The organism is Hamadaea sp. NPDC050747 (assembly GCF_040654195.1).
Classification (GTDB): domain Bacteria; phylum Actinomycetota; class Actinomycetes; order Mycobacteriales; family Micromonosporaceae; genus Hamadaea.
On sequence record NZ_JBFAHM010000003.1, the window covers coordinates 417,561 to 442,062 of the forward strand.

Below are 24,502 nucleotides of genomic sequence, written 5' to 3' on the forward strand. Positions count from 1 at the left end.
TGAGCATCCATAGTCAGGAGTGAGCATGAGCGAGCGCGGCGCCGGCATGGCGACGGACATCGCGGAGCAGCCCGGCGTCTACGGCGCGCTGCTCGACCCGGCGAGCGTCGGCGAGATCGAGCGGGTCGCCCGGGCCATCACCGAGCGCCGCCCGAAGCACGTCGTGTTCACCGCTCGCGGCACCTCCGACCACGCCGCCCTGTACGCCGCGTACCTCACCGAGATCCGGCTCGGCATTCCGGCCGGGCTCGCCTCGCCGAGCGCGATGACGGTCTACGGCGCTCGCCCGGACTTCTCCGAGGCGCTCGTCGTCGGGGTGTCCCAGTCCGGCGGCTCACCCGACCTGACCGAGGTGCTCAAGATCGCCCGGGAGCAGGGCGCGTTGACGCTGGCCGTCACGAACAACCCGAAGTCGATCCTGAACGAGACCGCCGAGCTGTCCGTCGACGTGGCCGCCGGGCACGAGCGCGCGGTCGCGGCCACCAAGACCTACACCGCCGAACTGCTGGCCCTGCTGCTGCTCGTGGAGGCGATCCGGGGCGAGGGCAAGGTGCCGGCCGACGAACTTGCCCAGCTCGCCCGGCTGCCGGAGCTGGCCGAGCAGACCCTGCGCGACGACACCCCGGCTCAGCTGGCCGGGCGCTATCGGTTCGCCGATCGCGTCGTCACCACCGGCCGGGGGTACGCGTACCCGACGGCCCGGGAGGCGGCGCTGAAGCTCATGGAGACCTCGTACCTGGCCGCGCTCGCCTTCTCCGGAGCCGACCTGCTGCACGGTCCGCTGGCGATGGCCGATCCCGACGTGCCGGTCCTCGCCGTCGTCGGGTCGGGTCCGGGCGGGGTGGCCATGTCGGACGTGCTCACCCGGCTCGGCGAGCGGCGGGCCGACGTGGTGACCATCGGCTCCGGCGAGGTGGCCGACGCTTCGGCCCGGCTGGCGGTGCCTGCGGTCGACGAGCGCTACTCGGCGCTGCTCGACATCCTGCCGCTCCAGCGGCTGGCCCTGCACATCGCGCTCAGCCGCGGCGAGAACCCGGACGCACCCCGTGGACTCAAGAAGGTCACCGAAACCCTGTAGCCGCGCGACTGGCTAGGGTGGTGGCGTGTCCACACTTCGCGATCTGGTCGAGGAGCACACCTCCCTCGGCCCGGCCGACATCGACCACCTGACCCGGCTGGCCGGGGACTGGCAGTTGATCTCCGACCTCTCCTTCGCCGACCTGCTGCTGTGGGTGCCGGTCAGCGCGGGAGAGGCCGTCGCGAGCACGCCGTCGTTCCTCTGCGTCGCCCAGGTACGCCCGACGACGGCTCCCACGGCGTACCAAGATGATCAAGTGGGCCGGATGGTCAGCGGGCCGGAGGTGGCCCACCTGGCCATCGCCCGTCAGCAGGGCCGGATCTGGCGCGAGGGCGACCCGGTCTGGTACGGCGACACTCCGGCGCGCCATGAGGCGGTGCCGGTCCGGCGGCGGCGCGCGGACGGTGAGGCGAGCGAGGTCATCGCGGTCGTGGGCCGCGACACGAACCTGTCCACCGCTCGCACCCCGAGCCAGCTGGAGCTGAACTACCTCACGAGCGCCGACGACCTCGCGCAGATGGTCGCCGACGGCACGTTCCCGCCGCCCCGGCACCCGGGCGAGACGACCAGCGCGCCCCGCGTGGGGGACGGGCTGATCCGGCTGGACGCCTCGGGCAAGGTCACCTATGCCTCGCCGAACGCGCAGTCGGCCTTCCGGCGCTTGGGACACGCTTCCCACCTGGTGGGTGAGGATCTGGCCGCCCTGTTCAGCCGGCTCGCCGACGATCCGCTGGAGGGATCGGAGGCGTCGGCCCGGGTGCTGGCGGCGCTGCGCGGCGATTCCCCGGCCCGCAAGGAGATCGAGGTACGCGGCGCGACCGTGCTGACCCGCGCACTGCCGCTGATCCCGGCCGGGGTGCCGATCGGCGCGCTGATCCTGGCCCGGGACGTCACCGAGGTACGCCGCCGGGACCGGGCGCTGATCACGAAGGACGCCACGATCCGGGAGATCCACCACCGGGTGAAGAACAATCTGCAGACGGTCGCCGCACTGCTCCGGTTGCAGGCCAGGCGGGTGGACGCGCCGGAGGCCCGTGCCGCGCTCGAGGAGTCCGTACGCCGGGTCGCCTCGATCGCGCTGGTGCACGAGACGCTGGCGATGTCGGCCGACGAGGCGGTCGAGTTCGACGGGATCGTCGACCGGGTCGCGACGGCCGCCGCCGAGGTCGCGGGCGGCTTCTCCGGCAGCGGCATCTCGGTGCGCATGCGGCGGGAGGGCAGCTTCGGGGTACTGCCGGCCGAGATCGCCACGCCGCTGGTCATGGTCCTCAACGAGCTGCTGCTCAACGCGGTCGAGCACGCCTTCTCCGACGACAGCCCGGAGGCCGAGGTGGTGATCTCGGCGCATCGGTTCCGCAAGCAGCTGCAGGTGGCGGTGGCCGACAACGGGCGCGGCCTGCCGGAGGACTTCAATCCGGCGGTCTCCAAGCGGCTCGGTCTCCAGATCATCCGTACGCTCACCACCGGGGAACTCCGGGGCAGCATCGAGATGCGCAACCGGCCCGAGGGCGGCGCCGAGGCGTTGCTCGAGGTTCCGCTGACCAAACGCTGACCGCCCCGCTCAAGATTGCTGATCGGCCCGCTCAAGATCGCTGACCGGCCCGCTCAAGATCAGCGCTGGATCACGGTTCGCGGTCGAATCATCGGGCAAGATTCGACGGAGAACCCTGATCCAGTGCCAACCCCAAACCCCCGAGTGCCAAGACCAAACCCCCGAGTGCCAAGACCAAAACCCCCGGAGGACGCGCATGACGGCCAGGCCGGCCCGATGGCTGCCGCTGATCGTGGCCTTCCTGGCGATGACGGCGTTGGTGCTGGCGGCGGGCACGCCGGTCGCGGAGGTGGCCCGGTACTGCGCGTACGCGGTGTGGGCGGTGGTCCTGCCGGGGACGCTGGTCTACCGCGCGCTTCGACCGACCCCGCGAACGCTGGTCGAGGACGTCGCGATGGGCGCCGCGGTCGGGCTGACCCTGGAACTCGTCGCCTGGGCGGTCTTCTCCGCCCTCGAGGTGCGCTTCCTGCTCCCCGGCTGGCCCCTCCTGGTCGTCGTGGTGTTCCTGACCAAGCGGCTGCGGCGGCATTGGCGTCCGGTCGGCCTCACCCCCGTGTCGCTGGGCTGGGCGTGGTCGCTCGCGGCGATCGTGATCTTCTGGACGCTCTACCTCTACGTGGTCTTCCTCGCGCGGAACCCGGTCATCCCGACCTCCGAGGAGACCAGGCAGTACCTCGATCTGTCGTACCAGCTGTCGCTGGCGGGCGAGGCCAAGAACCACCTGCCGCTGCACGTCCCTCAGGTCGCGGGCGAGCCGCTGAACTACCACTGGTTCGCCTATGCGCACATGGCGATGGCGTCCCTGGTCGGCGGAACGGATCTCGCCGCGGTGTCGTTGCGGTTCGCGGTTCCGGCGCTCTGCGCGCTCACCATCGTGCTCACGGCGGTCGTCGGCGCGCGGATCAGCCGCCGCCCGTGGGCCGGAGTGGTCGCCGCCGCGCTCTTCTTCACGGTGGGGGAGGTCAACTTCACCGACCCGGTCACGATGCCGTTCGGCACCCAGGCCACCTTCGTGATCTGGCACGGCATGTCCATGATCTACAGCTGGGCGCTGCTCGTGGCGCTGATCGGCGTACTGGTCGCGATCATCACGGGCGAGTGGCGATCTTGGCGCGGCTACCTGCTCGCGGCTCTGCTGATCGCCGCGTCGAGTGGAGCGAAGGCCAGCTCGCTGCCGGTGGCCCTGGCCGCGCTGCTGCTGGTCGCGGTGGTGCAAGTGGTACGCACAAAGCGGATCCCGTGGCCGGTCGTCCTGCTCGGGGTGCTGGCCTTGGCGGGACAGTTCTTCGCGACCGCTGTGCTCTACCGGTTCCAGACCTACGCCACCGACATCAACGTCTTCGGCAGTCTCGCGGTCTTCTACGGCCCACCGGCCGGGGAGGAACGGGGTTGGTGGGAGCAGGCGGCGATCACCACCGGGGTGTTCGCGGCGTTCCTGCTGAATCTGGAACTCCGGCAGGCCGGGATCGTCCCGCTGCTGTGGCGGAGCCGGCTGCGGCTGGAGCCCGCGCAGTGGCTGCTGCTCGGCGGTGCGCTCGGGGGAGTGGCGGCGTACCTGCTGCTGCGGCAGCTCAGCGACGGCCAGCAGTACTTCGCTCGCGCCGGGTTCGCGTTCGGCGTGCTCCTCTCGGCGTGGGGCTACGTCGAAGTCTTCGAGCGCGCTCGCCTGTCGGCTCGCGCCCGGTGGTACCTGGGCGTCTTCGCGGGCGGCCTGGCAGTGGCGACGGTCCTGGCGCAAGTTGCCTTCGCCGGGCCGTCGACCGGGCAGCGCCCGTTCGACCCGGCGGTGCCCATCCTCCGCTGGACGTTCTTCCTGCTGCTGTGCGGGCTGGCGGGCGCGATCGTCTGGTACGCCCTGCGGGGCAGCCGCCCGGGTCTGCGGGGCAAGGGCGGGCTCGTCGTCCTGACCGCGATCCTCGTGATCGGGGCGCCCGGACTGGTCATGGACATGGTCAAGTCGGCCCGGTCGCCGAACGGCGGGGCGTACTACAACACGACGATGCCCCGATCCCGGGTGCTCGCCGCGCGGTGGGTCCGCGAGCACAGCCGGCCCGACGACGTGCTCGCGACGAACGTGCACTGCCTGCCGGTCGCGTACCTGGGGCGGTGTGATCCGCGGTCGTTCTGGCTCTCGGCGTACGCCGAACGCCGGGTGCTCGTCGAGGGCTGGACGTTCGCGCCCCGGATCGCCGGGGATGCGCTGAAGCCGTTCTGGGATCAGGCCTTGCTGGACCGCAACGACCGGGTCTTCACCGATCCGACGCCGGAGGATCTGGCGGCGTTGAAGGCGGACGGCGTGCGGTGGCTCGTGGTCGACGCCCGGTCGGGTGAGGTCTCGCCGGAGTTGGCGGCGTACGCCGATCTGCGGCACACCGAGGGACCCGTGTCGGTCTACGAAGTGCGCTGAGGGATTCGCCAGTACCAGACGCCGCCGCCGGTCTGGACGGGCTGCTGGACGATGCCCGTGATCGTGTCGCGCATGGCGTCGGCGTGTGGCCCGCCCTGTTGGAGCACGACGCACTGGGCGCGCCAGTAGACGAGATCCGCGCGGGCGACGGTGAGCTGCCGGGGGGTCAGCTCCGGCGGCCGCCCGGTCTCCCGGGCCGTCATCACGGCGACGTCCATCGTCCGGAGTGGACGCCCCAACCGGCCCTCGCCGTCGTGGTCCCGGCTGAAGTAGTAGCCGTTGGGCGAGGCGTAGCCCAGCTTCGCCGCCAGTTGCAGCCGCATCTGGTAGTGGATCACGCCCGCCCGGGTCGTGTCCCCGTACGCGATCAGGGTGCCGTGCTGTTCGGCACAGGACCGCCACTGGCCCGAACTGATGAACGCCGGGGCGGGTTTGGCGACCACCGCACCGAGCCCGCGCGGGAGGGTCGGGATCAGCGCCACGAGCACCATCGCCGGCCACGCCCAGCGCAGAACGCTCAGCCGGGCGGCGTAATCCCAGCTCACCGCGAGGAGCAGGCCGATCACCGGAATGGCGATGAGCGCCAGGCGTACGACGACGACGTCGCGGAACAGCGGGAGCTGGGCCACCAGAGTCCACGACCCCGGTACGCCGATCGCCCGCCCGTGCCACTTGGGCAGGACGCCGAGGGAGGCGACACAGGCGAGCACTGCGGTCAGCGCGGCACTCCGGACCCAGACCAGCCGCCAGAGCCACACCGTCGCCACCGCCGCGACGACGATCAGCGGTACGCCGAAGAACGCGGCCTGCTCGCTCGGGTTCGGCGCGACCTCGGCCGCGGCCGCCGGACTGCCCGCGATCGAGGCGGCGGCGTACGCCGGGAACGAGCCGAGGTCGGCGACGTATCGCCCGCTCGGCAATCCGTGGTACGCGTCCGGCCCGAGGAACTGCACCCACAACGGGTAGCCGACGATCGAGAGGGTCACCACGGCGGCGAGCACCATGCTGACGAGTGCGGCCTTCCATCGGGCGAAGACGATCGCGGGCCGCTGGACGGCGTAGAAGACGACGAATCCGCCGAGGCCGAGCGCGGCGAGGAACAGCGTCTCCTCGCCCAGCAGGATCTGCGCGGCGGCGACCAGGCCGAGCCCCGCCCCGCGCAGCGGATGGGACCACCATCGGCCGGGTACGCCGAGATTCAGGGTCAGCGCGACGAGCAGCGGCACGAGGAACTGGGCGGCGATGTGCGGATGCCCGTTCGCCTGCGACACGATGCCGGGCGCGAAACCGCAGAACAATCCGCCGACGAAGGCGGCCGGCACCGACGTGCCGAGACGGCGGCGGAGGAAGGCGTACCAGGCGATCGCGGTGCCGGCCAACGCGGCGGTCGCGAAGATCGTGAAGCTCGCCCCCGGGCTGACCAGCCGGGTCACCGGGGCGAGGAGGACGCCGACGAGCACCACCGAGGTGTTGCCCGCCAGGTTCGCCGCGGTCGGCGTACCGAGGATGGGGGAGAGGAACGGATCACGGGCGTGGGCGATGGCCTGGGCGGTGTGCTGGAGCATCCATTCGAAGAGGATCTGATCCTGGGGATTGGTGGCCAGGAGGCGCCGGCCGGGGTCGGCCCATAGACCCCGGAGAACCAGCACTGCCGCTAGGACGAAGAACGCGGCTGCCGTCAAATCCGGCCAAATCCTCCGCACGAGTGCCAGCATATTGTGATCCCCGCCGCCTCGGTTCCGAGTGCTGAGATGGCGGCCACGGCATCTTGGCCATCGGCGTCCGGACATGGCATTGTGAACGACATGAGTCCCGCCACGCTCCGTTCCGTGCTGCTGACCGCTCGGCGGCACGTCGACTACGGGCGTGTGCGGAGCGCGATCTGTCGGCTCGGCTGAGCGTCGCCCGAGGACTCCGTCGAGGAGTCACTTCTTGTCCGGGCGCGCATGCGCCGGAGCAATGATGCTTGATCGCGGTCGTGCCGCGATGTCGGCGTAAAGCGCGCAATCCAAGCATCAGGAGGACGCCGCGATGGCGACCGATAATGCCGTGACTGCCAAACCCGCTGTCCGGCGGAAGCGCGGCGAAGGACAGTGGGCGCTCGGCCACCGGGAACCGCTGAACCCGAACGAGCGGACCAAGAAGGACGACAACCCCCTCAACGTCCGGGCCCGGATCGAGTCCATCTACGCCCACCACGGGTTCGCCAGCATCGACCCGGCCGACCTGCGCGGCCGATTCCGCTGGTGGGGCCTGTACACCCAGCGTAAGCCCGGCATCGACGGCGGTCGCACGGCGATCCTGGAGCCGCACGAGCTGGACGACGAGTACTTCATGCTTCGCGTACGCATCGACGGCGGTCAGCTGAGCCTGGCGCAGCTGCGCGTGCTCGCCGACATCTCCACCCGGTACGCCCGCGACACCGCCGACATCACCGACCGGCAGAACATCCAGTACCACTGGATCCGGATCGAGGACATGCCGGCGATCTGGCAGCAGCTCGAGGCGGTCGGCCTGTCGACCACCGAGGCCTGTGGCGACACGCCACGGGTCGTGCTCGGCAGCCCGGTCGCCGGGGTCAGCGCCGACGAGCTGGTCGACGCCACGCCCGCGATCGACGAGATCGTCGGCAAGTACATCGGCGACCCGGCCCTGTCCAACCTGCCGCGCAAGTTCAAGACGGTGGTCTCCTGGCTGCCCGACGTGCCTTACGAAGCCAACGACGTCGCCTTCCTCGGCGTCGTCCACCCCGAGCACGGGCCGGGCTTCGACCTCTGGGTCGGCGGCGGCCTGTCCACCAACCCGATGCTCGCCCAGCGGCTCGGCGTGTGGCTGCCCCTCGCGGAGGTCCCCGAGGTCTGGAAGGGCGTCGTCGAGGTCTTCCGCGACTACGGCTATCGGCGGCTGCGCAACCGGGCGCGGTTGAAGTACCTCGTCGCAGACTGGGGCGTCGCCAAGTTCCGTCAGGTGCTCGAGGACGAGTTCCTCGGCCGCAAGCTGGTCGACGGTCCGGCGCCGGAGCTGCCGGCCCAGCCGATCGACCACATGGGCGCGCACCCGCAGCGTGACGGCTCGTTCTACGTCGGCGCCTCGCCGATCGTGGGCCGTGTCTCCGGGCCGATGCTCCACTCGCTCGCCGACGTGGCCGAGGCGCACGGTTCCCAGCGAGTACGCCTGACGCCGTACCAGAAGCTGCTGGTCCTCGACGTGGCGCCCGAGCAGGTCGACTCGCTCGCCGACGCCCTGGAGGCGATCGGGCTGCAGGCGCGGCCGTCGCAGATCCGGCGGTCGACGATGGCGTGCACCGGCATCGAATACTGCAAGCTCGCCATCGTCGAGACCAAGGCGACGGCGGCGGCGGTCGTCCACCACATCGAGTCCACCGGCCTCGACCTGCCGATCAGCGTCAACGTCAACGGCTGCCCCAACGCGTGCGCGCGTACGCAGGTCGCCGACATCGGCTTGAAGGGCCAGCTGGTCCCGGGTCCGGACGGCGAGCTGGTCGAGGGCTTCCAGGTGCACCTGGGCGGCGGTCTCACCCTGGCCAAGGGTCAGCAGTCGGGCTTCGGCCGCAAACTGCGGGGCCTCAAGACCACCACCGCCGAGCTGCCGTCCTACGTGGAGCGGCTCAGCCGGGCGTACCTGGACGGGCGGAAGGACGCCGACGAGGCGTTCGCCGAATGGGTCCAGCGGGCGGATGAAGATGTCCTCCGGTGACCGGGCGTTCCCCAGCTTCTGCCCCTACTGCGGGGACGAGGATCTGCGTCCCCACTCCGATGTCCACGGCACCTGGGAGTGCCGGTCCTGCACCAGAGTCTTCTCGCTGAAATTCCTCGGCCTACACGTCCCTCAGAATTACAGCCCCTCGGAGGTCCGAAGTGAGTACCCGAGCAGTAGATGAGCTTGTCGAGATTTCCATTCGTGCTGGAAAGGCGCTCGAAGGCAAGCCCGCCGAAGAGATCATCGCCTGGGCGGTGGAGACCTTCGGCGACCGCTTCGCCGTGACCAGCTCGATGGCCGACGCCGTCGTGGCGCACCTGGCCTCCCGGGTCGCCCCCGGCATCGACGTCGTCTTCCTCGACACCGGCCTGCACTTCGCCGAGACCCTGCGCGTACGCGACACTGTGGCGCGCACGATCCCGGTGACGATCCGGTCGGTGCGGCCGGAGCTGACGCTGGCCGAGCAGGACGCCGAATACGGCCCCCGGCTGTATGCCCGCGACCCGGACCTGTGCTGCTCGCTGCGCAAGGTTCAGCCGCTGGAGAAGGTGCTCGCCGAGTACGACGCCTGGGCCGCCGGGCTGCGCCGCGACGAGTCGCCGACCCGGGCTAAGACCCCGGTCGTCCACTTCGAGTACGCCCGCAACAAGGTCAAGGTGAACCCGATCGCGGCGTGGACGCAGGACCAGGTCGACGCGTACATCGAGCGCTATGACATCCCGGTCAACCAGTTGCTGAGCAACGGTTACGGCTCGGTCGGCTGCTGGCCGTGCACTCGGCGTACGGCGGCGGGGGAGGACCCGCGCGCCGGGCGCTGGGCGATGTTCGACAAGACCGAGTGCGGTCTTCATTCGGTGGCGTGATTATGAAACCGCTGCTCCTGGTCGCGCACGGGTCCCGGGATCCGCGCGCCAACGCCACGACCCGAGCCTTGGCAAGGGTCGTGGCGGCGGCGCGGCCCGGCCTCGACGTCCGGGTCTCTTTCTTGGAACTCGCCCAGCCCAGTCCGGCCACCGTGCTCACCGCCCTGGATGAGCGCGCCGTCGTCGTGCCGTTGTTGCTGACCAACGCGTACCACGGGCGGATCGACCTGCCGGCTCAGGTCGCCGGGTTCGATGTCGCCGTCGCGCCGCCGTTGGGCGGGCCGTCCGACCATCTGCTCGCCGGGCTGCGCAAACGGCTCGACGCGGCGATCGGACGCGACGCGTATGACGGCCTCGTCCTGGCGGCGGCCGGTACGCGCATGGCCGAGGCCCGGGTGGTCGTCCACCAAACCGGTGATGCCCTGAGCGCTGCTTTAGGCGTACCAGTGGAAGTCGCTTATGCCGCCGGCGCGACCCCTTCGGGCGGTGAGGCAGTCGCGGCCTTGCGTGCTCGTGGCGCGCGGAGAGTGGCCGTGGCGAGCTACTTCTTGGCCTGCGGACGCCTTTTCGACCTGGTCACGGACAGTGCGGTACGCGCGGGCGCGGTGGCGGTGGCCGAACCGCTGGGCGCGTCGTGGGACCTGGCGCGGCTGATCCTGGAGCGCTACGAGTGGGCGAGCACGAGCTTGCCGAACACGTCCCCGGTGGCCAGCTTCTCGAACGCCTGACGCGCGTCGGCGAAGGTGAAGACCTCGTCGATCACCGGCCGGACGCCCTTGGTCGCCACCAGGTCGATCAGCGCGCGCAGTTCGTCGGCGGTGCCCATGCTGGAGCCGAGGATCTGCAGTTCCATCATGAACACCCGGGCCAGCAGCATCTCCGCGCTGCGGCCGGAGGTGGAGCCGGAGACGACCACGCGGGCGCCGGGCGCGGCGCACTTGAGCGAGTGGTCGAAGGTGGCCGGGCCGACCGTCTCGATGACGACGTCGACCCGCTCGGGCAGTCGCGCGCCGGGCTCGACGGCGATCGCGCCGAGGGCGGCGATCTTCTTCCGCTTGGCGGCGTCTCGGCTGGTGGCGTAGACGCGCTTGCCCATCGCGTGGGCGAGGACGACGGCAGCGGTTGCGACCCCGCCGCCCGCGCCCTGCACGAGCACGGCGTCGGCGTCCTGGACCCGGCCCTTCGTCGTCAACATCCGATACGCCGTGAGCCACGCCGTCGGCAGAGCCACCGCGTCCTGCGTGGACACTGCGTCGGGCAGCGGCAGGAGGTTCTCCGCGGGGACGGTCACGTAGTCGGCCAGAGTGCCCTGGTGCTTCTCGCTGAGAAGCGAGAATCCGCGCGGGTCCTTGGCATCCGCGATGACCGCGTGCACCAGTACGCGACTCCCGTCCGCCCGTTCGGCGACGGCGTCGCAGCCGAGGATCATCGGCAGCTGGTTCTCAGCCAGGCCCACACCGCGCAGCGACCAGATGTCGTGGTGATTGAGGGCGCTGGCCACGACCTTGACGACCTCCCAGCCCGGGTGCGGCTGCGGTTCGGGACGCTCCCCGATGGCCAACCCGCTCAGCGGGTCTTCCGGATTGATCGCCTCTGCATACACCGCACGCATGGGTGTCAACCTACCCGGTGGTAACGCGGGCCGCGTGACGCGGGCTACTTTCGCGCTGGATCAGGGATCCGGGTCGAATCTTGACCCAAGATTCGACCGAGATCCCTGATCCAGCTGAGACGAAACGGGCGTCAGGCGGCGGCGATGACGGCGGCCGCGACGGCGGGAGCGACCCGCGGGTCCAGGGCGCTCGGCACGATCTGGTCGGCCCGCAGATCGTCCGCGACGATCCCGGCGATGGCGTCGGCCGCGGCCAGCTTCATGGCCTCGGTGATCCGGGGCGCTCCGGCGTCCAGCGCGCCCCGGAAGATCCCCGGGAACGCCAGCACGTTGTTGATCTGGTTCGGGAAGTCGCTGCGTCCGGTCGCGACGACGGCGGCGTACTTGCCGGCGATGGCGGGCGGCACCTCCGGCGTCGGGTTGGCCAGCGCGAAGATCATCGAGTTCGGGGCCATCGCGGCGACGGCCGACTCGGCGATCTGCCCGCCCGACACCCCGATCAGGACGTCCGCTCCGGCCAGGGCGGCCTCGATGCCGTTGGCGACGTGGCGCGCGTTGGTGATCGCGGCGAGCCCCGCCTTCTCCGATCCGGCGGCGAGGTCGGGGCGACCGGCGTACAGGGTGCCCTTGGAGTCGCAGACGATCACCCGGCCGGCGTCGACACCGCCCGCGATCAGCATCTTCGTGACGGCGATCCCGGCCGCGCCCGCGCCGGAGACGACCACGCGCAGGTCGCCGAGGTCACGCCCGAGGAGGCGCGCGGCGTTGCGCAGGGCGGCCAGCACGACGATGGCGGTGCCGTGCTGATCGTCGTGGAAGACCGGGATCGGCAGCTCGGCGTCCAGCCGGCGCTCGATCTCGAAGCACCGCGGGGCGGCGATGTCCTCCAGGTTGATCCCGCCGAACGAGGGCGCGAGCGCCTTGACGACGGCGATGATCTCCTCGGTGTCCTGGGTGTCGAGGCACACCGGCACCGCGTCCACCCCGCCGAACTGCTTGAACAGGACGGCCTTGCCCTCCATGACCGGCATCGCGGCCCGGGGGCCGATGTTGCCCAGGCCGAGCACGGCCGACCCGTCGGTCACCACCGCGACGGTGTGGCCGACCCAGGTCAGCTCCCGGGTCAGGGCCGGGTCGGCGGCGATCGCCTCGCACACCTGGGCTACCCCCGGCGTGTACGCCAAGGAGAGGTCCTCCCGGCTCGTCAGGGGGACAGTGCTGGCCACGGCCATTTTTCCGCCGCGGTGCCGGGCGAAGACGGGATCTTCCACGATTGGGCTCCCAGAGAGAACTTCACAAAGCCGGGCGGTCGTCAACAGGTGCGCTGACCCGGCTCGGCGGGCTACGAACGGGAGGTTACCCGAGGAAGTGGCGATCGGGGATGACCCGCACGCGTCGCGAACTGGGCAGTTTCCGAGGTGCCGGAGAGGCCCAAGTGGTGGCCGCCAGCGTACCCCCCGCCGGTCGGGCTCGCCGCGACCAGGGTGGAGATCTTGTCGTTAACGCGGCATGACGGCCGTCCTGGAGCAGACCACCGCCCCGACTCAGCCGCCGACGCGGCGTACGCCCGCCGCCTGGCTCGCCGCCTGGGCGCCGGCGCCGCTGGCGCTCGCCGGCCTGTCGGTGTTCGTCGTGTCCAACGGGGTCTCCGTCCGCGACCTGCTCGCGTTTCTGGCGTACCTGCTGGTGGGAATCACCCTTCCGGGCGCGCTGTGGTGGCGGGCGGCGCGCCGGGGCTCCAGCACCCTCGCCGAGGATCTCGCCGCGGGCACCACCCTCGGGTACGCCCTGGAGGTGCTGACCTACCTGCCGGCGCGGGCGGCCGGCGTACCGCTGGCGGTGTTGGCCTGGCCGATCGCGACCTACCTGCTGTTCGGTCTGGTGCCGGGGCTGCGTCGGGTCTGGCGAATGCGTCCGGCCGACCGGCTGCCGGTGTGGTTCTCCTGGGTGCTGGCCGGGCTGGCCTGTTATCCGGCGATCTGGTCGGCGATCCCGTTCTACGCCGGCCACGGCCTGTCCTACCCGGCTTCGGCCTCACCCTACGTCGACCTGCCCTACTACCTGTCGCTGATCGGCGAGGTGAAGCACCACATCCCGCCGCAGTTCCCGTTCGAGGCCGGGCAGCCGCTGACCCACCACTGGTTCCTGCATCCGGAGATCGCCGCGACCAGCTGGGTCACCGGCATCGAGCCGATGACGCTGCTGTTCCGGCTCTCGATCATGCCGATGATCCTCGCGCTCGGCGTCATGCTCGCCCTGCTGGCGCGGCGGATCATCGGCGCCTGGTGGGCCGGCGCGCTGACCGTGGCGGCCACGTGGACGCTGATCGGACCGGCGCTGACCAGCTGGGCCGGTGGCCTCTCGCCGGGCTACTCCGGGCTGCCGCTGCTCTGGATCTGCCCGACCCAGACCTTCGGGGCGGTGCTGTTCGCGGCGCTGATGCTGACGGTCTGCTCACTGGTGAGCCGTGGGTCGGCCCGGCCCGACCGCCGTTGGGGCGAATGGGCGGTCTTCACCGTGCTCTGCACGGTCGTCATGGGGGCCAAGGGAACCTTTGGAGCACTGCTCCTGGCCGGGATCGGCCTCGCGACCGTCCTCGGCTTCGTGCTGGCCCGGCGGATCGACCGGACGCTGCTCGGCCTGGGCGCCGTGACAGGCGTCCTGTTCCTCGTCACCCGGCAGCTGGTGTACGAGGGGGAGAGCTTCGGCCTGCGGGCGATGTTCCCGGCGCCGTCGCTGATCAGCCGCATGAACGCCACCGGACTGACCGGCGACCGGCCGCTCTGGGCGTACGCGGTCCTCGGGGTGCTCATCCTCCTCGGCTGGGTGTGCCTCGGCGGCCTGATCCTGCGCCTCGGCCGGGCCGGGCTGGCCGAGCCGATGCCCGGCATCCTCCTCGGCGTCGGAACGGCAGCACTCCTGCTCGTCCTGGTCCTCGCACACCCCGCCGGCAGCGAGCACTACTTCGTGTACTCCGCCTGGCCGTACGTCTGCCTGCTCGTCGTCGCCGGAGTGGCGGCTCTGCTGCGCAGCCGGGAGACGGCCGCGTGGCGGTACGCCGCCGCGGTCGGCGGGGGAGCGCTCGTGGCGTACCTGACGGTCAAACTCGGTCCGGCCCACCGGCCGGCCGCCGATCGGCTGCTGATCCTCGTGCTCGCGTACGCCGTCCCGACGGTGGTCGCAGTCGCGGTGGCCGCCGGGTTGGCCTGGCGTACCGGAGGTGGGCGGAGACTCCTCACGAGCCTGCTCGCCGTGGCGTTGCTCGGATTCGCCGTCGAGACCAGCGTGGCCGGCTGGCGTCCGCCGCCGGACCAGCGGCCGACCCGGTTCATCCCGGCCGGGGCGTTGGAGGCCGGACGCTGGCTGCGCGACCATTCCAGCCCGGACGATCTCGTCGCCACCAACGCGCACTGCTGGCCGCCGGTGAAGACCGGCTGCGACAGCCGCCACTTCTGGATCTCGGCGTACGCCGAACGCCGGGTCCTGGTGGAGAGCTGGGGTTACACCGCATGGGCGCACGCGGAGTGGATCCCGTTCCGGCTGCGCCCCGTGCGGGTGCCGTTCCACAACCCGGCGCTGCTGGCCGACAACGACACCGCGTTCGCGCAGCCCACCGCGGCCAGTGTCGGCAAGCTGCGGGACGCGTACAAGGTGAAGTGGCTTTTCGTGGGTCTCACTCAGCACAAGCCGGCCGACGGCCTGGACCGGGTGGCGGTCCTGCGGTACGCGGCCGGCTCGTGCCGGGTCTATGAGATTCCGGCCTCCTGAGCCTCGCGGTGTTGGCTGGGCAGCACCGGCGCGGCGCGGCCGGTGCCGTGGTCGCCGGCCTTGTGCTCGTGGTACTCCTCCTCGACGTTGACCGCCCAGATGTCGTGGCCGGCGCCGGTGAGGATGTTCTCGGCGCTGAGCATGGCGGTCAGCATCGAATGGTCCTGATTGTTGTAGCGGTGCATGCCGTTGCGGCCGACCGGGTGCACGTTCGGGACGGCCTCGGCCAGCCACTGCCGGACGGTGTCGACGTTGCGCTGGTAGCGCTCGTCGTAGACCGGGTACGCCTTGGGCATCCGGACGACGTAGCCCTGCTCGACCGCGCCGGGCCGGACCAGACCGAGCTTCTCCAGTTCGGCCGTGGCCAGGGCGACGAGGTCGGCGTCGGCGGCGTCCCACAGCTCGTCGCCGACGTTGACGAAGTACTCCAGGCCGAGACAGGTGCGCCCGTCCTGCACGAGGTACGGCGACCAGGACCCGAAGTTCTGGATGCGGCCGACCTGGACGCCCGGCGTGTGGATGTAGATCCAGTTGTCCGGGAAGCTGAACTCCTCCGGCACGACCAGGGCGACCGTCAGGAAGTCCCGATAGCGCAGGTCGTCGGCGGCTGCCCGGACCTCGGCGGGCGCGGCCGGTTCCATGGCCCGCACGAGGGCCGACAACGGCATCGAGGAGACCACGTCCGTCGCCGGTACGCGTCGCTCCCCGTCGCAGTCGCGAACGGACACCGCGGTGACGCCCGCGTCGTCCCGATGCACAGCGGTGACCGCCGTCGACAGCGCGACCGTGCCGCCCTGCTTCGCCACGAGCTCGGCACACCGCTCCCACATCATCCCGGGCCCCAACTTCGGATACTGGAACTCCTCGATGAGGCTGGTGATGTCCTTCTGGTTGCGCTTGGGCAGCAACGCGTTCAGCACCGCGCCGGCCAGCGAGAGGTTCTTGATGCGCTGGGCCGCCCAGTCCGCCTGCAACTCGGTGGCCGGCATGCCCCACACCTTCTCGGTGTAGGTCTTGAAGAAGATGGAGTAGAGCCGCCAGCCGAACCGCGCCGACACCCAACCCTCGAAATGCGACTGATCCTTCGGCGGCCGGACCTGCGCCCAGGCGTACGAGCCGACGCAGCGGACGGCTTCCACCACGCCCAGTCCCCGCAGCGCGTTCATGGCCTTGAGCGGGTAGTCGAACAGGACGCCGTTGTAGTAGATCCGGCTCATTCGCGGGCGGAGCAGAAAGTCCCCGTCCGGCAGGATCTCGTGCCACAGCTCCTCGACCGCCGCGACCTTGGTGAAGAACCGGTGCCCGCCGATGTCGAACCGCCAGCCCTCGCGTTCGGCGGTGCGGCTGATGCCGCCGACCACGTCGTCCGCCTCGAAGACGGTGACCGCGCGAGCGGACTTGGTCAATTGGTATGCCGCAGTGAGGCCGGCGGGGCCGCCGCCGATCACCACGATGGAGGAATCGTCCATGGCCTGCATTCGGGTCGGGCGATCCGGAGGGGACAGACCGACATTCTGCCTAAAACATGGCCATGCTAAATCATTCGGGCATATCGGACTAAGCTGGGCGGTGTTCGCCCCGCCCCCGGAACACCGCCGGACGAGGCCAATAGCGAGCGACGACCCGTGCCTCGACCAGGGCGACCCCGTACGCCCGCGAGTCGTCGGCCACGAAGACGTTGTCACCCTCGACCCACCAACCGTCGCCCTGACGGCGTACGGCCCGTTTGATCACCAGGCCGATGTCGGGACGCGCCGGGAAGCGGGCGACGACCACGTCACCGGGGCGTACGCCGCGCCCCCGCCGCCGGGCCAGAACGGCGTCGCCGGAACGCAAAGTCGGGGCCATCGAAGGGCCGAAAACCTGGATCGGCCACCACCCGAACACGCCACGCCACCGCCTTCCGCCGTGTTTGAATCCGAGAGTAGGGTCAAGATTGCAACGCAAGCTGCACAGACCTATCTGGAGGATCTCATGCGTTTCCGCATGCCGCGTTTCCTCACGCCGGCCACCGTCGCCAGCGCGCACTGCGACCTGCCGTGCGGCGTGTACGACCCGGCTCAGGCCCGCATCGAGGCGGAGTCCGTCAAGGCGATCTGCGAGAAGTACCAGGCCAACACCGATCCGGAGTTCCGGACCCGGGCGCTGATCATCAAGGAGCAGCGCGCCGAACTGGTGAAGCACCACCTGTGGGTGCTGTGGACCGATTACTTCAAGGCTCCGCACTTCGAGAAGTACCCGCAGCTGCACCAGCTGTTCAACGAGGCCACCAAGCTGGCCGGGGCGAGCGGCGCGAAGGGCTCGGCCGACCCGGCCACGGCCGAGCAGCTCCTGGCGAAGATCGAGGAGATCTCGAAGATCTTCTGGGAGACCAAGCAGGCCTGATCCACAGCGGGAGCGGGTGGCCGTGGGATACACGGCCACCCGCTTTCGGCTAAAGTCCCTCCCCGGGGGGAGGCTCCTTGGCGCAGAGCGACGCATATGACCAGACGAACGTCGGCGACGACGACATCGTCACCCTTGTGGTGCCCGCCGACGGGGGGTACCTGAGCGTTCTGCGGACCGCCACGGCCGGGCTCGCCGCGCGCCTCCACTACACCCTGGAACGCATCGAAGACCTGCGGATCGCGGTCGACGAAGCATGCGCGATGCTGCTGGTCATCACCCCGCCCGACGCCGAGCTGCGCTGCCGCTTCGAGATCGGCCCGGAGCAGTTGACCATCTCGATCGCCGCGCCCGTCAAGGACGGCGCTCGCCTGCCCAGCCCGACGAGCTGGCCGTGGCACGTGCTGACCTCGTTGACCGCGCAAGCCTCCGCCGAGCTGACGGCGAACGAGGCGACCATCCGGATGGTCAGCCAGCGGTCGTCCAGCTCCCAGCGCTAGCCGCCGTCCTCCCGTCGCGACCCGGGGACCCCGGCCGCCTGTCGGCCAAGATCCGCCGCCCTCGGTTCGCCAAGATCCGCCGTCCTCGGTTCGCCAAGATCCGCCGTCCTCGGTTCGCCAAGATTCGCGTCCTCGGTTTGCCAAGATCCCCGCTGGATCAGGGATCTCGGTCGAATCTTGGCCCAAGATTCGACCCAGAACCCTGATGCACCGCCCCGGGGGTGCGCCGGGGGGGTGGGGCGTGGGGGTGGGGCGGTGGGGGGGGCGGGCGGCGGGCTCTCGCCCGTCTCGTGCGACACGATTCGACCGAGAACCCTGATCCAGCGCGTTAAGAGCGCCAGCGCGTTAAGAGCGCGAGCGAGCGCCGGGCGGGGGCGACCGGGGGCGAGCGCCGGGCGGGGGCGAGCGGCAGGGCGGGTCAGGCGGGGCCGCGAGTTAGGCTGCCTGCATGGCGAAGAAGCCTCCGGTCTCCGACCCCGACGAGCGGCATCCCCGGGTCACCGAACCGATGACGGCGGCGGCCGGGGTCGGCGGTGTCACGCACGGACTGGCGGCCGGGCTGGCGGAGATGGGCGTACGCCGGACGACGCTCGCGCTGCTCAAGGTGAATCAGACCGACGGGTTCGACTGCCCCGGCTGTGCCTGGCCCGAGCCGAGGAAGCGGGCGCACACGGAGTTCTGCGAGAACGGTGCGAAGGCGGTCGCCGAGGAAGCCACGCTTCGCCGAATCACTCCCGAGTTCTTCGCCGAGCATTCGATCGCCGACCTGGCCGGCAAGTCCGACTATTGGCTCGGCCAACAGGGTCGCCTCACGTCTCCCATGGTTCGCCGCCCGGGCGGCACGCACTACGAACCGATCTCGTGGGCGGACGCGTACTCGCTCGCCGCGGGGACGCTGCGCGGGATCCAGCCGAACGAGGCGCTGTTCTACACGTCGGGCCGGACGTCGAACGAGGCGGCTTTCCTCTACCAGTTGTTCGCGCGGGCGTACGGGACGAACAATCTGCCCGACTGCTCGAACATGTGCCACGAGTCCTCGGGCACCGCGCTGATCAGCACGATCGGGATCGGCAAGGGCTCGGTCACCCTCGACGACATCCACGCGGCCAAGCTCCTGGTCATCGTGGGCCAGAATCCCGGCACCAACCATCCGCGCATGCTCACGGCCCTGGAGCGGGCCAAGCGCGCGGGGGCCAAGATCATCGCGGTCAACCCGCTGCCCGAGGCGGGCCTGCTCCGCTTCAAGAATCCCCAGAGGGTACGCGGACTGCTCGGTTCTGGTACGCCGCTCGCGGACCGTTTCCTGCAGATCCGGGTCGGCGGCGACCTGGCGCTCTTCCAGGCGATCGGCTCGCTCCTGCTGAAGGAGGCGGCGATCGACCAGCCCTTCGTCGACGCGTACACGGCGGGCTTCGAGGCGTACGAGCAGGCTCGGCGGCACATCGACTGGCGGGCGACCGAGCAGGCCACCGGGCTGACCCGGGCCGAGATCGAGGCGGCGGCCCGGGATTTCGCCGAGTCCGACGCGACGGTCGTCTGCTGGGCGATGGGGCTGACACAAGGGCGGGACGCGGTCGCCACGATTCGCGAGATCGTCAACGTCCAGCTGCTGCGCGGCATGATCGGCCGGCCCGGCGCCGGTCTCTGCCCGGTCCGCGGCCACTCGAACGTGCAGGGCGACCGCACGATGGGGATCTGGCACGAGCCGCCCGCCTGGGTGCCCGCGCTGGGGGACGCGTTGGGGCTGGCCATGCCGGTCGAGCGCGGGTTCGACACGGTCGAGGCGATCCGGGCGATGCGCGACGGCGCGGCCAAGGTCTTCTTCGCCCTCGGCGGCAACTTCGCCGCCGCCAGCCCGGACACCGCCGTCACCGAGGCCGCCCTCGCCGCCTGTGAGCTGACCGTGCACGTGTCGACCAAGCTCAACCGGTCGCACACCGTCCCGGGGATGACGTCACTGATCCTGCCGTGCCTCGGGCGTACCGAGCGGGACGAGCAGCCGACCGGCGAGCAGTTCGTCACGGTCGAGGACTCCATGTCCTGCGTGCACTCGTCGCGCGGCCGGCTCGACCCGGCCTCCCCGGAACTGCGGTCGGAGGTCGCGATCATCTGCGAGCTGGCGGCAGAGGTCTTGGGGGATGCCCTGCCGTGGCGGGAGTGGCAGACCGACTACCGGCTGATCCGGGCGCTGATCGAACGGCACGTCCCCGGCTTCGGCGACTTCGAGGCCCGGGTCGCCGAGCCCGGCGGCTTCACCCTGCCGCACCCGCCCCGCGACGAGCGCCGGTTCGCCACGCCCTCCGGCAAGGCCCAGTTCACCGTCTCCGAGCCGGCCTCCATCGACATTCCCGAAGGGCGGCTGCTGCTGCAGAGCCTGCGCAGCCACGACCAGTACAACACCACGATCTACGGGCTGGACGATCGTTATCGCGGGATCAAGCAGGGTCGCCGGGTCGTCTTCGTGCACCCCGAGGACCTCGCCGCGCTCGGGATCGCCGACGCCTCCTATGTGGACATAGTCTCCGAGTGGCCGGACGGCGAACGGCTGGCTCCGCAGTTCCGGGTGGTGGCGTACCCGACGGCGCGGGGGTGTGCCGCGACCTACTTCCCCGAGGCGAACGTCCTCGTTCCGCTGGACGCAACGGCGAAGGAGTCCAACACCCCGACCTCCAAGCAGATCGTGGTACGCCTCCAACCCTGTGCGGCGCCATGAGACGCCGCCCGATCACCCACATCACCGTCGGCGGAACACCCCTCACGCGCCTCGACACCTTGGCCGGGGAGGAGCCGCTGGAGATCCGGGTCGGCCACGCCGGGCAGGTCCGCAAGCCTCTCGCGGTGACGATGCGTACGCCGGGCGACGAGCTGGATCTGGCGCTGGGGTATCTCTTTACCGAGGGGATCATCCGGCAGCCGCAGGACGTCCAGTCGGCGATGCTGTGCAGTGGGGAGCCCGGTGAGAACACGTTCAACGTCGTGGACGTCGTCCTCGCGCCGAACGTGTCGCTGCCGGACGTGATCGCGGAAGGAAAGGTCGCCGCATCACCGAGAACCGTCACATCCGCCTGCGGCGTCTGCGGCAAGGCGAGCATCGACGCCATCCGCACCCGGTCGGCGTACGACCTGACCGGGGATCCCGTCACGGTCAGTCCCGCCACGCTGGCCGCTTTGCCGGAACGGCTCGCGCTGGCTCAACGCGGCTTTACGCGTACCGGCGGATCTCATGCGGCAGCCTTGTTCTCCGCGGACGGCGAGTTGATCGCGGCGCGCGAGGACGTGGGCCGGCACAACGCGGTCGACAAGCTGGTCGGGCGCGAGCTGCGCGAGGGCCGGGTGCCGCTGGCCGGGCGGGTGCTGCTGCTGTCCGGGCGGGCCGGGTTCGAGCTCGTGCAGAAGGCCTGGATGGCGGGGGTGAGCGTGGTGGCGGCGGTGGGCGCCCCGAGTACGCTCGCCGCGGACCTGGCGGCGGAGGCCGGGATGACGCTGGTCGGTTTCCTCCGGCCGCCCTCGATGAACGTGTACACCGGTGGCCATCGGATCTCGGCGGGCTGACGTGCGTTTGTTGTCGGGTGCCGCTTGTGTTCTGCTGCTGGGCGCATGCTCGGCGGCGACACCGGTAGAGCTTCCGGCCACGCCGTCACCGGTCGTGGCGTCGATCGCGCCCTCGCCCGCTGCCGCCGGGCACGCACCCACGAGGACGTTCGCCGTCGCGACCCGCACTCTCCGGTTCAAGCGCGGCGACCGGAAACTGCCGACGACGGTGTACTACCCCAAGGCGTCCGGGCACTTTCCCGTGGTGATCTTCGGGCACGGCCTGAACGGAAACCCCACCGGGTACGCCGAACTGCTCCGACGCTGGGCGGCCGCCGGATTTGTGATCGCCGCCCCGGCCTTCCCGCATACCTCGGCCGGCGTAGCGAAGTTCGACGTCATGGACGTCCTGAACCAGCCCGCCGACGTCTCGGCCGTTCTGGACGGGCTGACCGCGCTGCCCGCATCAGACGGCGTCCGGAAGATCCTGGATCTGAAGGCGGTGGCGGCCGCGGGGCACTCGGCGGGCGGGATCACGACAGTCGGCGTGTTCAGCAGTCAACCCCGTGACGCTCGCTTCACCGCCGGAGTGGTGCTCGCGGGGAACTCGCTCGGCGTCGGCCAGGCCTTCACCGGTACGCCCGCCCCGATGCTGTTCGTGCACGCCGAGCAGGACCCGGTCGTTCCGGCGTACACGGATCGGGCGGTGTTCGACGCGCTTTCCTGGCCCCGGGCGTACCTGCCGCTGACCGGGGACGGGCACAGCGCCCCCTACGCGTCGCGACGGGATCCGCAGTTCACGCTGGTCGTCTCCGCCACTGTGGACTTCCTGCGGTGGGCCCTCTACCGGGATGCCTCCGCCCGGGCTCGGCTTCTCCGCGTACGCGGGCTCGATTCTCACCTCTGATCGTTTGCTTCCGGCCTTTGGACTGCCGTTTTGAGCGCTGGATCAGGGTTCTCGGTCGAATCATGACCCATGATTCGACCCGCAACCCTGATCCAGCGCCTATGAGCAGAGATTGTTACTCGTCGGTATTGTGATCCAGCCCACTCCTAAGTTACCGTCCGGTAATGCGGACGCAATCCCCCCTTCGCGCAGCCGTTGTAGCCCTCACCCTCCTCGTCACCACCGGAATCACCACCGCAATCACCACCGGCGTCGCCGCCCCCGCGTACGCCGGAACTACCTCGATGACCTTTGTGGACATCACGGCCTCGGACGGCGTCGTCCTGAAGGCGAACGTGATCGAGTCCACGAGTCCGGGCCGGCATCCGGCGGTCGTCTTCCCGTCCAGCTGGGGCCTGAACGACCTGGAGTACCTCGCCCAGGCGCAGGCCATGGCGTCGGCCGGGTACACCGTGCTGTCCTACACGCCCCGCGGCTGGTGGAGTTCGGGCGGTCAGATCGACACGGCCGGCCCGAAGGACATCCGGGACGTCTCCACGGTCATCGACTGGCTGCTCGCGCACACCAGCGCCGACCCGGCCCATATCGGCATGGGCGGGGTCTCCTACGGCGCGGGCATCAGCCTGATCGCGTCGGGCAACGACGCCCGAATCCGCGCGGTGGCCGCCCTGTCCGGCTGGTCGGACCTGGCTGCCAGCCTGTATGGCGATCAGACCCGGCGGCAGCAGGCCCCGGCGCTGCTGCAGGGCACGGCCATGCTGCTCGGCCGGACCAGCCCCGAGTTCGACACCGTGATCAGCGACTTCTGGAACTACCGGAACGTGCCCGGCGTCCTGGCGTTCGCGGGAGTGCGGTCAGCGAAGACCTACCTCGCCGGGATCAACGCGAACCAGCCCGCGATCCTCATGGCGAACGCCTTCGGCGACAGCGTCTTCCCGCCGAACCAGCTCGTCGACTTCTACGGCTCGCTCAGTACGCCGAAGCGCCTGGAGTTCTCCCCCGGCGACCACGCCATCCCCGAGCTGACCGGGATCGCCGGGCTCGACAACGCGGTCTGGACCTCGGCCCGGCGATGGTTCGACCATTACCTCGCGGGCGCGGCGAACGGAATCGACACCGAGGCGCCGATCGTCCTGCGGCCCAACGGCGGCGGCGCGGCCGAGGCGTACGCGAGCTGGGCCGCGGTCTCGACGAGCACCACCCGCTACGGACTCGGTGAGGTGCACTGGTGGGACGGCACCGGCGACCTCGGCGGTACGCCGTCCACCGGCTGGTCGCGGTTCACCTGGACCGATCTCGGCACCAGCGCCGACGGCGGCGTGGTTCTGATCAGCAACGGTCTCACCGCCCTGACCGGGCAGCCGCCGACCGCTTGGCTCCCCGGGGTCGACCGTGGACATGCCGGAGTCTGGATCTCGTCCAGCCTCGGGTCCACGCTGAAGATCCGCGGCATTCCGACGGTTCACCTGCGGATCACTCCGTCGGCGAGCAACGGGACACTCATCGCCTACGTATATGACGTCGACGGCTTGGGCACCGGATCACTCCTCACGCATGCCCCCATCAGTTGGCATGGCGCCAGTGCCGGCTCGCCGCTGACGCTGGACCTCCGGCTGCCGGCCACCGCCTGGAACGTTCCGGCGGGGCACAAGCTCGCCCTGGTCGTCGACGGGCACGACCCGCTCTACCTGGACGACAACGGCGCGCTCGCCAACGTCAGCTTCAGCGGTTCGGCCTGGCTCGACCTGCCGCGCCGCTGAGCCGACCTTCCCGCCTCGCCCTGCCCCGCCCCGCTCGCCGGGCGGGGCGGGCCTGTCGATCAGGCCGCCGGGGAATCGATCAGGATGCCGGGGACACGACACACCGGTCGATCACGACCGTTAGTTCATGATCGCGCGGAAAAACGGGGGGCGGGCAGGGTTAGGGGAGGTGGCGGCTCCAGTAGAGGACCAGCCACGCGGCGTGCTCGGCGTCGTCGCAGGGGTAGACGTGACCGCACGCGGCGCAGATGCCCCCACCGATCTGCATCTGGTGGGTCAGCCACAGGTCGCGGCCCAGTTCCACCTGTCCTGCGGCGAACTCCCACAGGTCGCTTTCGGTCTCAATCGCTGCTCGAGTCGCTTCGGTCCTGGCCATCGCGTACTCCCGGGCGTCGGTTGTCCAGGTGAATACCCGCAAG

General features: G+C 70.5%; 19 protein-coding genes. 13 read left to right on the forward strand and 6 right to left on the reverse strand.

The features are described from left to right. The first annotated feature begins 46 nt into the window (after window positions 1-46). The 3 genes from AB0H43_RS08300 (at window position 47) to AB0H43_RS08310 (ending at window position 5,037) form a co-directional block, all read left to right on the forward strand. Entirely contained in the window at window positions 47-1,078 is a 1,032-nt protein-coding gene (locus AB0H43_RS08300) for an SIS domain-containing protein (protein ID WP_359998630.1), read from the forward strand. A 25-nt stretch (window positions 1,079-1,103) separates the two neighbouring features. Next, window positions 1,104-2,630 carry a histidine kinase N-terminal domain-containing protein gene (locus AB0H43_RS08305; RefSeq protein WP_359998287.1) on the forward strand — a complete coding sequence of 509 codons (1,527 nt, stop codon included), beginning with the start codon at window positions 1,104-1,106 and terminating at the stop codon, window positions 2,628-2,630. Window positions 2,631-2,826: 196 nt separating this feature from the next. Beyond that, window positions 2,827-5,037, forward strand: coding sequence for a hypothetical protein (locus tag AB0H43_RS08310; protein WP_359998289.1), 2,211 nt, complete (start codon window positions 2,827-2,829; stop codon window positions 5,035-5,037). Here AB0H43_RS08310 and AB0H43_RS08315 read toward each other — a convergent pair. Beyond that, a complete protein-coding gene (locus AB0H43_RS08315; protein ID WP_359998291.1) occupies window positions 5,022-6,740 on the reverse strand; it encodes a hypothetical protein in 1,719 nt (572 codons plus the stop codon). The genes AB0H43_RS08310 and AB0H43_RS08315 overlap by 16 nt on opposite strands. Before the next feature lie 328 nt (window positions 6,741-7,068). On the opposite strand from AB0H43_RS08315, the gene AB0H43_RS08320 reads away from it, so the two are divergent. From AB0H43_RS08320 to AB0H43_RS08330, 3 genes are all read left to right on the forward strand, one after another. Then, window positions 7,069-8,754, forward strand: a complete 1,686-nt coding sequence (locus AB0H43_RS08320; RefSeq protein ID WP_359998293.1) for a nitrite/sulfite reductase — start codon at window positions 7,069-7,071, stop codon at window positions 8,752-8,754. 161 nt (window positions 8,755-8,915) lie between these two features. After that, entirely contained in the window at window positions 8,916-9,620 is a 705-nt protein-coding gene (locus tag AB0H43_RS08325; RefSeq protein WP_359998295.1) for a phosphoadenylyl-sulfate reductase, read from the forward strand. Window positions 9,621-9,622: 2 nt separating this feature from the next. Beyond that, the gene (locus AB0H43_RS08330) at window positions 9,623-10,348 is read left to right on the forward strand and encodes a CbiX/SirB N-terminal domain-containing protein (RefSeq protein ID WP_359998297.1); all 726 of its coding nucleotides are present in this window, start codon (window positions 9,623-9,625) and stop codon (window positions 10,346-10,348) included. Here AB0H43_RS08330 and AB0H43_RS08335 read toward each other — a convergent pair. Continuing rightward, window positions 10,285-11,241: a zinc-binding dehydrogenase gene (locus tag AB0H43_RS08335; RefSeq protein WP_359998299.1), complete on the reverse strand. Its 957-nt coding sequence runs from the start codon at window positions 11,239-11,241 to the stop codon at window positions 10,285-10,287. The two genes, AB0H43_RS08330 and AB0H43_RS08335, sit on opposite strands and share 64 nt — an antisense overlap. Before the next feature lie 122 nt (window positions 11,242-11,363). Beyond that, window positions 11,364-12,464 carry an NADP-dependent malic enzyme gene (locus AB0H43_RS08340; RefSeq protein ID WP_359998632.1) on the reverse strand — a complete coding sequence of 367 codons (1,101 nt, stop codon included), beginning with the start codon at window positions 12,462-12,464 and terminating at the stop codon, window positions 11,364-11,366. 277 nt (window positions 12,465-12,741) lie between these two features. On the opposite strand from AB0H43_RS08340, the gene AB0H43_RS08345 reads away from it, so the two are divergent. Further along, window positions 12,742-15,000: a hypothetical protein gene (locus AB0H43_RS08345; RefSeq protein ID WP_359998301.1), complete on the forward strand. Its 2,259-nt coding sequence runs from the start codon at window positions 12,742-12,744 to the stop codon at window positions 14,998-15,000. Here the strand turns inward: AB0H43_RS08345 and AB0H43_RS08350 are convergent. Continuing rightward, window positions 14,979-16,469 carry an NAD(P)/FAD-dependent oxidoreductase gene (locus AB0H43_RS08350; protein WP_359998303.1) on the reverse strand — a complete coding sequence of 497 codons (1,491 nt, stop codon included), beginning with the start codon at window positions 16,467-16,469 and terminating at the stop codon, window positions 14,979-14,981. The two genes, AB0H43_RS08345 and AB0H43_RS08350, sit on opposite strands and share 22 nt — an antisense overlap. A gap of 88 nt (window positions 16,470-16,557) precedes the next feature. After that, window positions 16,558-16,887, reverse strand: coding sequence for a S26 family signal peptidase (locus AB0H43_RS08355; protein ID WP_359998305.1), 330 nt, complete (start codon window positions 16,885-16,887; stop codon window positions 16,558-16,560). 87 nt (window positions 16,888-16,974) lie between these two features. Between AB0H43_RS08355 and sodN the strand changes: the two genes are divergently transcribed. From sodN to AB0H43_RS08385, 6 genes are all read left to right on the forward strand, one after another. Then, window positions 16,975-17,385, forward strand: coding sequence for a superoxide dismutase, Ni (gene sodN / locus AB0H43_RS08360; RefSeq protein WP_253760438.1), 411 nt, complete (start codon window positions 16,975-16,977; stop codon window positions 17,383-17,385). Between the two features lie 77 nt (window positions 17,386-17,462). Then, complete coding sequence (locus tag AB0H43_RS08365; RefSeq protein ID WP_359998307.1) at window positions 17,463-17,885, forward strand: anti-sigma regulatory factor; 423 nt, start codon at window positions 17,463-17,465, stop codon at window positions 17,883-17,885. A 448-nt stretch (window positions 17,886-18,333) separates the two neighbouring features. After that, window positions 18,334-20,598 (forward strand): FdhF/YdeP family oxidoreductase, encoded by a 2,265-nt coding sequence (locus AB0H43_RS08370; RefSeq protein ID WP_359998309.1) that lies wholly within the window; start codon window positions 18,334-18,336, stop codon window positions 20,596-20,598. Beyond that, a complete protein-coding gene (gene fdhD, locus AB0H43_RS08375; protein WP_359998311.1) occupies window positions 20,595-21,437 on the forward strand; it encodes a formate dehydrogenase accessory sulfurtransferase FdhD in 843 nt (280 codons plus the stop codon). The genes AB0H43_RS08370 and fdhD overlap by 4 nt, the downstream gene beginning before the upstream one ends. 1 nt (window position 21,438) lies before the next feature. Then, window positions 21,439-22,323, forward strand: coding sequence for a dienelactone hydrolase family protein (locus AB0H43_RS08380; RefSeq protein WP_359998313.1), 885 nt, complete (start codon window positions 21,439-21,441; stop codon window positions 22,321-22,323). Between the two features lie 164 nt (window positions 22,324-22,487). Further along, window positions 22,488-24,083: a CocE/NonD family hydrolase gene (locus AB0H43_RS08385; protein WP_359998315.1), complete on the forward strand. Its 1,596-nt coding sequence runs from the start codon at window positions 22,488-22,490 to the stop codon at window positions 24,081-24,083. Window positions 24,084-24,243: 160 nt separating this feature from the next. On the opposite strand, the gene AB0H43_RS08390 is transcribed toward AB0H43_RS08385, so the two are convergent. Further along, the gene (locus tag AB0H43_RS08390) at window positions 24,244-24,459 is read right to left on the reverse strand and encodes a hypothetical protein (protein ID WP_359998317.1); all 216 of its coding nucleotides are present in this window, start codon (window positions 24,457-24,459) and stop codon (window positions 24,244-24,246) included. Window positions 24,460-24,502: the final 43 nt, after the last annotated feature.